Below are 10,126 nucleotides of genomic sequence, written 5' to 3' on the forward strand. Positions count from 1 at the left end.
GGTCACATGAGCGCAACCGTCCCCTCCCCTCTCGATCCGCTGGCCCTGGCGGCGGAACTGGAACAGGTGCGCGCGCGCTTTGCCGCCATCGTCTCCAACACGCCGGGGCTGGTGTACCAGTTTGTGCTGCATGCCGACGGCCAGGTCAGCTTTCCCTATCTGAGCGACGGCTGCCAGGCGCTGCTGGGCCTGACCACGGCCGAGCTGCACGCCGCGCCGCAGCGCTTCCTCGACCTGATTTTGCCGGACGACCGCCAGTCCTACCTGGACGCCATGCGCGCCTCGGCGGCGGCGCAATGGAGCTGGAACTGGGAGGGCCGTATCTGGGTCGACGCCTGGAAAGACGTCAAATGGATCAACCTGCGCAGCACGCCGCACACGCTGGCCGACGGCGCGGTGCGCTGGGACGGCATCATGACGAATATCACCGATAGCAAGCTGGAGCAACTGGAAGTGCGCCACTCGCGCGCGCGCCTCGCCGAGCTGAGCGCGCACACCGACCGCGTCAAGGAACAGGAGCGCACCCGCATCGCCCGCGAAATCCACGACGAGCTGGGCGGCAACCTGACCGCCATCAAAATGGCGGTGGCGATGCTGGCGGCGCGGCTGGAGCACGGCGCGGCCGTGCCGGCGCTGCGCGACAAGACCGATTACGTCGACCAGCTGGTCGACCGCACCATCGAGGCGATCCACCGCATTTCGCTGGACCTGCGGCCGCCGCTGCTGGACCTGGGGCTGGTGGCGGCGCTGGAGTGGCAGGCCAGGGAATTCGCCAGGCAAACCGGCATTCCCACCAGCTTCAGCGCCAACGCGCGCGAGATCGGGCTCGACACCGACCAGGCCACCGCCCTGTTCCGCATCGCCCAGGAAGCACTGACCAACATCGCCAAGCATGCGCATGCGACCAAAGTGAGCGTCCGACTGGCCAAGCTGCGCCATTACGTCAGCCTGAAAATCAGCGACAACGGCGCCGGCATCGCGGCGGCCGACCGCAACAAACCGGCCTCGTTCGGCCTGCGCGGCATGGCCGAACGCGCGCGCGCGCTGGGCGGGACGTTGACGCTGAGCCACGCCAGCGGCGGCGGCACGGTGGTGGCGATCAAGATTAAGCAAGAAATGACGCCAGGTACCGCACAGGACATCCTCATGCCGCCCGCGGCTGGCGCTACAATAGCGGAAGAAAACATTTCTGCTGCGAAATAATGTGCCTTAGCGAACACACGGCAGGAAACACAGGGTAAAAGAGAGTTCATGACAGAAAAAGCCATCATCAAGGTCTTCATCGCCGATGACCATGCCATTGTGCGCGAGGGCTTGAAGCAAATCCTGGCCGAAACCCGCGATATCGTGGTGGCCGGCGAGGCGGAAAACGGCCTGGACGCCATCAAGCTGTTCCGCAAATCCGAATGCCAGGTGATGCTGCTGGATATTTCGTTGCCAGATCGCAACGGTATCGAGGTGCTCAAACAGATCAAAAAGGAAAAGCCGGAACTGGCGGTGCTGATGCTGTCGATGCACCGCGAGGACCAGTATGCGATCCGCGCGCTGAAGGCCGGCGCGTCCGGCTACCTGACCAAGCAGAGCGCGCCGAAGGAGCTGGTGACGGCGATCCGCCAGGTCGGCGCCGGCCTCAAGTACATCAGCGCGGCGCTGGCGCAGGAGCTGGCCAACCACGTCGGCGACGACCACGAAGCGCCGCTGCACGAGACCCTGTCCGACCGCGAATACCAGACCCTGACCATGATCGCCTCCGGCAAGACGGTGGGCGTGATCGCCAAGGAACTGTCGCTGTCGGTCAAGACGGTCAGCGAGTACCGGGCCCGCCTGCTGGTCAAGATGAAGCTGAAAAACAGCGCCGAACTGACGCATTACGCCATTAAAAATCAACTCATTGAATAAGCCAGAGTAAGATAACAACTTCCGCGCAACCACCGTGCCAGGTCAACGTTGCCGAAAGGAAAATGGTTAATGCTTTGATGAAAGCCACCTTCCCGCCCTTTATTCGGGCAATGCCGGCCGGGCGGCGCGCTTATCATCGCTGCAATTGGTAATCCATACAGAGGTACGCGCGTCATTATGTCCAGCAAACCCATCACGCCCGAGCAGAATCCGGCCGATATCGCCCGCGAGGCGTTCCGCCGCCTCGCGGTGCGCCGCATCGCCCCGACCCCGGAAGCCTATCGCGACATCTACAACGAAATTGCCGGCATTCCGCCCGAGCCGGCCCCGGCCGCCGCTGCGGCGCCGCTGGGCAGCGCCGATCCCGGCCCGGAATCGGTGCTGAGCCAGTTTGCCACCCGCCTGACCGAAGGCGCCGGCGAACTGGGCGAGTACGGCCGCCGCTTCAACCGTGCCGTCAAGACGCGCGACTGGGAAGGCTATGCGCGGGCGCTGTCGCAACTGGTCGAAAAACACTTTGTCAGCCCGAAAAAAGGCATCGAAGTGGCCGGCATCGGCGGCGAGGAAAGCGAACAGTCGCGCAGCCTGCGCGACCTGCTGGCGCGCACCCTGACCTTTGCCGTGGCGTCGCTGCTGGCCGGGGCGCCGGTGCTGGCGGCCGAGGCCGAATCGCTGGGCAACGCCACCAAGACCGCGCACAGCGAGGAGGCGCTGGCCGAGATCGCCGTGCGGCTGAAACAGCTGTGCTACCAGATCGAGGTGCGCGGCGGCGACAGCGGCGAACAGCAGGAACTGCTGCTGCGCCTGTTCCGCCTGCTGCTGGAAAACGTCAGCGAACTGCTGGACGACGACAGCTGGCTGCGCGGCCAGATCGAGGCGGTGCAGAACCTGATCGCCGGCCCGCTGGACGTGCGTGCGCTGGAAGAAGCCACCCGCAGCCTGAAGGAAGTCATCTATAAACAGGGGCAGCTGAAGCACAGCCTGTCGGACGTCAAGCTGACCGTCAAGAACATGATGATGACGTTTATCGACCGGCTCGGCCAAGTGGCGGCCTCGACCGGCGACTTCCACGAGAAGATCGGCGGCTATTCCGACAAGATCAGCAAGGCCGACAATATCGCCGAGTTGAACAGCATCCTCGACGAGGTGCTCAAGGAAACCCGGCTGGTCCAGAGCGAAGCGCTGAAGGCGCGCGACAAGATGATGCTGGCCAAGCAGGAAGTGCAGGACGCCGAAGCCCGCATCCACTCGCTGGAAGCCAAGCTGCAGCATCTGAGCGAACTGGTGCGTGAAGACCAGCTGACCGGCAGTCTCAACCGCCGGGGCCTGGACGATGTGTTCGAGCGCGAGACCGCCCGCTCCGACCGCCGCGGCACGCCGCTGTGCATCGCCGTGCTGGACCTGGACGATTTCAAGAAGCTCAACGACACCTACGGCCACATCGCCGGCGACGCCGCCCTGAAGCACCTGGTCAAGATCGTCAAGGACACGCTGCGCTCGATGGACGTGATCGCCCGCTTCGGCGGCGAGGAATTCCTGATCCTGATGCCGGAAACCTCGGTCGAGGCGGCGGCCTCGACCATGACCCGCCTGCAGCGCGAGCTGACCAAGCACTTCTTCCTGCACGATAACGAGAAAGTGCTGATCACCTTCTCGGCCGGGGTGGCGCTGCGCCGCCCCAACGAAGAGCAAACCGAACTGGTCAAGCGGGCCGACAAGGCCATGTACACCGCCAAGCAGACCGGCAAAAACCGGGTGGTGATTGCCGAATAAATAAGTTTCTCAGCTCCAGCAACGTGCCCGGCCCCTGCGCCGGGCATTTTTTTTGCGCAAAATAAATTTTTTTTCACCCTCAAGTTTCGTTTTCCGGCGTCGTTTAGACGCTTGGGCAGGGCGAACTTGAGGCCCGATCATAAAAATTTTCCTGCGTTTTTTGCCTAAACTTTCCATACGGGAACCCGTTACCAGCAATAACTGCGGTGTGATTGTCTCGGAACAAGGAGACACACCAAAGGGAACTGAGGCACCGAGCCCACAATACGCAGTACCAGTTTTGGAGAATTACCATGGCACAAGTCATTAATACCAATGTTGCATCGCTGAACTCGCAACGTAACCTGTCGTCCTCGCAAGCTAGCCTGCAGACCTCGCTGCAACGTCTGTCGTCGGGTCTGCGCATCAACAGCGCCAAGGACGATGCTGCCGGTCTGGCCATTTCCGACCGTTTCAGCGCGCAGATTCGCGGCAACACCACGGCTGCACGTAACGCCAACGACGGTATCTCGATGGCGCAAACGGCCGAGGGTGGCTTGAGCACCGCCGGCGACCTGCTGCAACGTATCCGTGAGCTGGCTGTCCAGTCCGCCAACGGCACCAACTCGTCGTCGGACCGCGCCTCGATCCAGGGCGAGGTCGCCTCGCTGTCGCAAGAGCTGGACCGCGTCGCCAACACCACCCAGTTCAACGGCCAGAACGTGCTGGACGGTTCGCTGACCTCGGCCCAGTTCCAGGTCGGCGCCAACTCCGGCCAGACCATCAACATCGGCATCCAGTCGGCCAAAGCCACCGACATCGGCAACAACACCCTGTCGGCAGTGTACGGCGATACCGCAACCCAACTGTCGTCGGCCGCTACCGGCACCGACTGGAACCAGAATAATGCCACCGCGCAGACGCTGAGTATTACTTCCGGCAACGGCACCACCACCAGCGTCAGCGTGGCCGCCAAAGACAGCGCCAAAGCGATTGCTGCCAACGTCAACGCCGTCAGCAACCAGAGCGGCGTGAGCGCGACTGCCAGCACCAGCGCCACGCTGGGCGGTTTCACCGCGACCAGCAGCGGTTCGGTACAGTTCCAGCTGCGCGGCGACAACTCGAACACCACCGACACCAACCCGGTCACGATTTCGGCCCAAGTGAAAAACGGCGACCTGTCGGCGCTGGCGCAAGCCATCAATGCCCAGGTCGGCACCACCGGCGTCAGCGCATCGATCGAACTGGACCAGGCTACCGGTAACAAAACCATCAAGCTGGCCAACAGCTCGGGTTCCGACATCCAGATCGCCAACACCAACACCGCGACCGACGACGTCATGTCCGGCAAAACGCTGGCCGGCGCCGCCAAACCGGCCGTGGGCACTACCGCAGCGGTGCCAGGCGACGCCTCCATCACCATCTCGGCTGGCGCCGCGCCAACCGCAGGTGTGCCGGCTTCGGTACAAAGTGTCGGTGGTCACCTGGACTTCTCGTCGGCAGCGGGCTTCTCGATCGTCGGTGGCGATTCGACCATCATCAATACCGGCTCGGCTGGTTCGAACCTGCAATCGGTCGCCAAGATCGACGTCAGCACCGTGGACGGCTCCAACGCCGCCCTGAAAACCATCGATGCAGCGCTGGCCCAGATCGACAGCAACCGCGCTTCGCTGGGTGCGATCCAGAACCGTTTCACGTCGACCATCTCGAACCTGAACACGACCACGGAAAACTTGACGGCGTCGCGTAGCCGTATTCAAGATACCGACTTTGCTTCGGAAACGGCCAACCTGACCCGCGGCCAGATCCTGCAACAAGCTGGTACCGCGATGCTGGCGCAAGCCAACTCGCTGCCGAACGGCGTGCTGTCCCTGCTGCGTTAAAATCCGGACCAGCAGTGACCGGCTAACGGTCACGCTGATCGGGGTCCCCGGCTGATTTATTCAGTCGGGGATTTTTCACAAAGGAACAATCATGACTATCGACACGATAGGCTCCGCCAGCACGGCGCGCCCCACCGACCGCGCGGTCGGCGGCGACTCCCCGCCGGTCAGTGGCGCTGCGCGCGCCCCGGCCGCCCCCGTCGAGACTGCCAAAGCGGTCAAGGCGCCCGACGCCCTGCCCAGCGAACAGCAAGTCAGCGATGCACTGTCCAAGTTGAATAAAACGCCGCAGGCGCAAGCCAACAACCTGGAATTTTCGGTCGACCAGGACACCAAACGCACAGTGGTCAAGGTGATCGACCAGAACACCAAGGAAGTGGTACGCCAGTTTCCCACCAAGGAAGCACTGGCCATCGCCAAGGCGCTGGACGAGGAAAGCAAAGGCAGTCCCGGCCTGTTAATTGACCATACCGCCTGAAACGGCGCGCACCGCCCGGTGCGCGCCGTTTTTTTCTCATCTGTGGCATCCTGTTCCGGGAGCGCCTGCCTGCGGGGTGATCCAACCTCCGCGCCGGGTTGTTACCCGCTTTGACAGCTTGCGCCAAACAAGCCGGTATTTCCCCCTCTCAAGTCCGGTTTGATTCTGCCGATATCAGCTTATATTATTGCTTTACTTAGGAGCGCATCGTGGGCATCTCATCACCCGGCATCGGTTCCGGCCTGAACGTCAATGACATCGTCAGCAAACTGATGGCCGTCGAGTCGGCGCCGCTGACCGATTTCGACAAGAAGACCGCCAGCTTCCAGGGGCAGATCTCGGCCTTCGGCACCATGTCCAGCGCGCTCGGCAATTTCCAGAGTACGCTGACCAGCCTCAGCTCCCTCGCCAGTTTCCAGGCGCTCACCACCACCCCGGCCGATCCGAGCGTGGTGACCGCCACCACCACCAGCGCTGCGCTGGCGGGCAACTACCGGATCAATGTCACCCAGCTGGCGCAGGCCCAGACGCTGGCCTCGGGCGGCTACAAGAGCAGCACCGCCACCATCGGCACCGGCGCCAAGACCACCATCAGCTTCGCGCTGGGCACCGTGTCCAATGGCGAATTCGGCATTGCCGGCACGGCGCTGGCCAACAATATGCGCACCAGCGGGCTGTCGGCCGGCTCGGTCAGCATCAACGGCACCGCCATCGTCACCAACAACAGCACCCGCAGCGCGCGCGCGCTGGCCGACGCCATCAATGACAAGACCACCACCACCGGGGTCTCGGCCAAGGCCACGGCGGCCACCACTGACAAGACGCTGTTCAGCACCTTCGGCAACATCGACACCAGCGGCGGCGGCACCTATTCGCTGTCGGTCGGCGGCGTCGATATCGCCATCCAGGGCGCCAACGTGGCCGGCGGCGCCGGCGTCACCGCCGCCTCGCTGGACGCCGCGCTGAGCGGCGACACCGCCATCTCGCGCGCGCTGGCCGACGCCAACATCACCGTCACCGGCACCGCCGCCGGCGGCGACCTGCAATTTAGCAACGCCGACGGCAGCAACGTCGCGCTGACCGAAAGCGTGACCGGCAGCGTGCTGGGCGGCATCGGCAACAGCGGCAGCGCCAACATCGGCTCCAGCACCACGGCGGTCGGCACCATCACGCTGGTCTCGGCCGACGGCAGCCCGATCACGGTGGGCGGCAGCAACCCGGCCGCAGCCGGCCTGACGGCCGGCGTCGGCGGCACCTATCTGGACGCCGACTTCGCCGCCGACTCGACCCGTACCGCCGGCAACATCGTGATCGACAGCACCAACAACAGCCTGCAAGGCATCATGGATGCCATCAACAAGGGCAACTTCGGCGTCACCGCCTCGATCGTCTCGGACGGCAGCACCGGCACCGGCGCCACCCCGAACCACCTGGTGCTGACGTCCAGCGCCACCGGCGCCAGCTCGACCATGAAAATCTCGCTGGCCGGCTCCGGCGGCGACCCGGCCGATCCGGCGCTGGTCAGCCTGCTGGGCTACGATCCCGGCGGCACCCAGAACCTCAGCCAGAAAGCAGCCGCGGCCGATACGCTGGCCACCGTCAACGGCATTGCCGTCACCAGCAGCGGCACCGGCATCAGCGGCGCGGTGACCGGCGTCACCTTCAACGCGCTCAAGGTCGGCAGCACCAGCGTCTCGGTGGCCAAGGATTCGTCGACGCTGACCAACTCGGTCAACTCCTTCGTCAAGGCCTATAACGACCTCAACACGCAGCTGTCGGCGCTGGGGTCCTACGACGCCGACACCAAGGCCTCCGGCCCGCTGCTGGGCGACAGCACGCTGCGCAACCTGCAATCGTCGGTGCGCGCCACGCTCAGCAGCGCCATTTCCGGCCTGCAAAGCACCAGCCTGACCAATCTGTCGCAGATCGGCGTGTCGTTCCAGAAGGACGGTTCACTGGCGGTCGACAACGCCAAGCTGCAAAAAGCCATCACCAGCAACTTCAACGACATCGCCGGCCTGTTTGCGGCGGTCGGCCGCGGCACCGACCCGGACGTGACGTTCAGCACCTCGTCGAGCAAGACCCAGGCCGGCAACTACGCGATCAACATCACCCAGCTGGCCACCCAGGGCACCTTGCAAGGCAACAAGCCGCTGCCGGCCGAGACCACCATCGACCAGGACACCACCTGGACCGTGACGCTGAACGACACCAAGCCGGCCACGCTGGCCAATACCGCCACCATCACGCTGCCGGCCGGCACCTACAATCCGAGCCAGCTGGCGACGCTGCTACAATCGAGCATCAACGGCGTCAGCGCGTTTTCCAACGCCGGCGCGTCGGTCACCGCCACGCTGGGCGACGACGGCTCGCTGAAGTTGCAATCGGCCGCCTACGGCTCGGCCTCGAACCTGAAGATCGCCGGCGCCACCGGCTCCGACCCGTCGGCCATTTTCGGCACCGGCGCCTCGGTCGACGGCGTCGACGTCGCCGGCACCATCGGCGGCTACAGCGCCACCGGCAAGGGCCAGGTGCTGACCGGCGCGCCGGGCGCGCCGGTCGACGGCCTGAAACTGACCGTCAAGGGCGACACCACCGGCTCGCGCGGCACCTTCGGTTTTTCGCAGGGCTACGCCTACATGCTCAACACGCTGTCGGCCGGCTACCTGGGCGGCAGCGGCACCATCGCCAGCCGCACCAAGGGGCTGAATGCGTCGGTGACCGACATCGCCACCCAGCGCGCCAGCTTTGCCGATCGCCTGACCGATATCGAAAAACGCTACCGCGCGCAATACACGGCGCTCGACACCGCAGTCGCCAGCATGAACAGCACCCAGCAGTTCCTGACCCAACAGCTGGCGCAGCTGGCCGCCAACAGCTAAGCACGACCGCACTGAAAAGGAGTAATACGTATGTTCGGATCTCGACAAACTGGCGTCAACGCCTATGCCAAAATCGGCATGGAAACCGGCGTCCTGGCCGCCAGTCCCCACAAGCTGATCGTGATGTTGTTCGACGGCGCATTGACTGCGCTCAACGATGCGGCGGCCGGGATCAAAAACAGCGACATCCCGCAGAAAGGCAAGTCGCTGTCGAAGGCGATCATGATCATCGACAGCGGCCTGCGCGCCGCGCTCGACAAGAAAGCCGGCGGCGACATCGCCGAAAGCCTGGACGCGCTGTACGAGTACATGAGCAACCGGCTGCTGGCCGCCAACGTCAACAGCGACCTCGGCATGGTCGAGGAAGTGCAGCGTTTGCTGATCGAATTGCGCGACGCCTGGAACGCCATCGCCGACACCCCTGCCGCCAGCGGCATCCCCCAACCTAACCTCGCGAGCGCCTGATTTATGATGACGATTCAAGACGTGCTATCCGTGTACGCCGCCATGGCCGACCTGACCGAACAAATGGTGCAGGCCGCCACGCGCAGCGACTGGGATGCCTTGGTCCTGCTGGAACAGCGCTGCGCCGCCCATGCGCAGGCGCTGCGCGAACAGGAAACGCTGCAGCCGATGCGCGGCGCCGACCGCGAACGCAAGATCGAACTCATCCGCCAGATGCTGAACGCCGACCGCCAGATCCGCGACCTGACCATGCCGTGGATGGCCCAGTTGTCCAAGCTGATCAACTCCACCGGCACGGAACGGCGCGTCGTCAACGCCTACGGTAGCGTCTAACGCAGGCGCGCGCCATGTTGCCGCGCCTGGACGCCGCTCTCCCGCCGGTTACACCGGCTGACGGCGCTGGCGGCGGCGCGGCGGTTGGCGACGGCCGCCAGGCCGCCTTCCAGCGCGCGCTGCAAAGTCTGGTCGGACAGACCGTCAGCGCCGAGGTCATATCCAGGATGAAGGACGGCAGCTACCTGGTCAAGGTGGCCGACAACACCGTCCGCATGGCGCTGCCGGGCGACACCCAGATCGGCAGCAATGTCGCGCTGACCGTGCTCAGCGCCCAGCCGCGCCCCACCTTCCAGCTCGGTAACAGCACGCCCGGCGCCACGCCCACCGTGGTCACGGCCGACGGCGGCGGCGCCGATGGCGGCGAACCAGCCGCCACCCTGCCCTCGCAAGGCGCGGCCGTCTACCTGCCGGGCGGCGGCAAGCCGGCCAGC

At 64.6% G+C, this 10,126-nt stretch carries 8 protein-coding genes and 1 pseudogene; all 9 read left to right on the forward strand.

Features of this window, described 5'->3' with window-relative positions:
- The first annotated feature begins 6 nt into the window (after positions 1 to 6).
- Positions 7 to 1,203, forward strand: a complete 1,197-nt coding sequence (locus GTP55_RS27825; protein ID WP_161048022.1) for a sensor histidine kinase — start codon at positions 7 to 9, stop codon at positions 1,201 to 1,203.
- A gap of 48 nt (positions 1,204 to 1,251) precedes the next feature.
- Positions 1,252 to 1,899 (forward strand): response regulator, encoded by a 648-nt coding sequence (locus tag GTP55_RS27830; protein ID WP_161048023.1) that lies wholly within the window; start codon positions 1,252 to 1,254, stop codon positions 1,897 to 1,899.
- A gap of 177 nt (positions 1,900 to 2,076) precedes the next feature.
- Positions 2,077 to 3,672, forward strand: coding sequence for a GGDEF domain-containing protein (locus GTP55_RS27835; RefSeq protein ID WP_161048024.1), 1,596 nt, complete (start codon positions 2,077 to 2,079; stop codon positions 3,670 to 3,672).
- 293 nt (positions 3,673 to 3,965) lie between these two features.
- The gene (locus GTP55_RS27840) at positions 3,966 to 5,534 is read left to right on the forward strand and encodes a flagellin N-terminal helical domain-containing protein (RefSeq protein WP_161048025.1); all 1,569 of its coding nucleotides are present in this window, start codon (positions 3,966 to 3,968) and stop codon (positions 5,532 to 5,534) included.
- Positions 5,535 to 5,625: 91 nt separating this feature from the next.
- Positions 5,626 to 6,012 (forward strand): flagellar protein FlaG, encoded by a 387-nt coding sequence (locus GTP55_RS27845; RefSeq protein ID WP_161048026.1) that lies wholly within the window; start codon positions 5,626 to 5,628, stop codon positions 6,010 to 6,012.
- Positions 6,013 to 6,221: 209 nt separating this feature from the next.
- Positions 6,222 to 8,894 (forward strand): flagellar filament capping protein FliD, encoded by a 2,673-nt coding sequence (gene fliD / locus GTP55_RS27850; RefSeq protein ID WP_161048027.1) that lies wholly within the window; start codon positions 6,222 to 6,224, stop codon positions 8,892 to 8,894.
- A 30-nt stretch (positions 8,895 to 8,924) separates the two neighbouring features.
- Complete coding sequence (gene fliS / locus GTP55_RS27855) at positions 8,925 to 9,359, forward strand: flagellar export chaperone FliS (protein WP_161048028.1); 435 nt, start codon at positions 8,925 to 8,927, stop codon at positions 9,357 to 9,359.
- Positions 9,360 to 9,362: 3 nt separating this feature from the next.
- On the forward strand, positions 9,363 to 9,692 hold the full coding sequence (locus tag GTP55_RS27860; protein ID WP_110844716.1) for a flagellar protein FliT: 330 nt from the start codon (positions 9,363 to 9,365) through the stop codon (positions 9,690 to 9,692).
- A 14-nt stretch (positions 9,693 to 9,706) separates the two neighbouring features.
- Positions 9,707 to 10,126, forward strand: a pseudogene (locus GTP55_RS27865) (flagellar hook-length control protein FliK); the annotation flags it as partial.

Source organism: Duganella margarita (genome assembly GCF_009857535.1).
GTDB lineage: Bacteria > Pseudomonadota > Gammaproteobacteria > Burkholderiales > Burkholderiaceae_D > Rugamonas > Rugamonas margarita.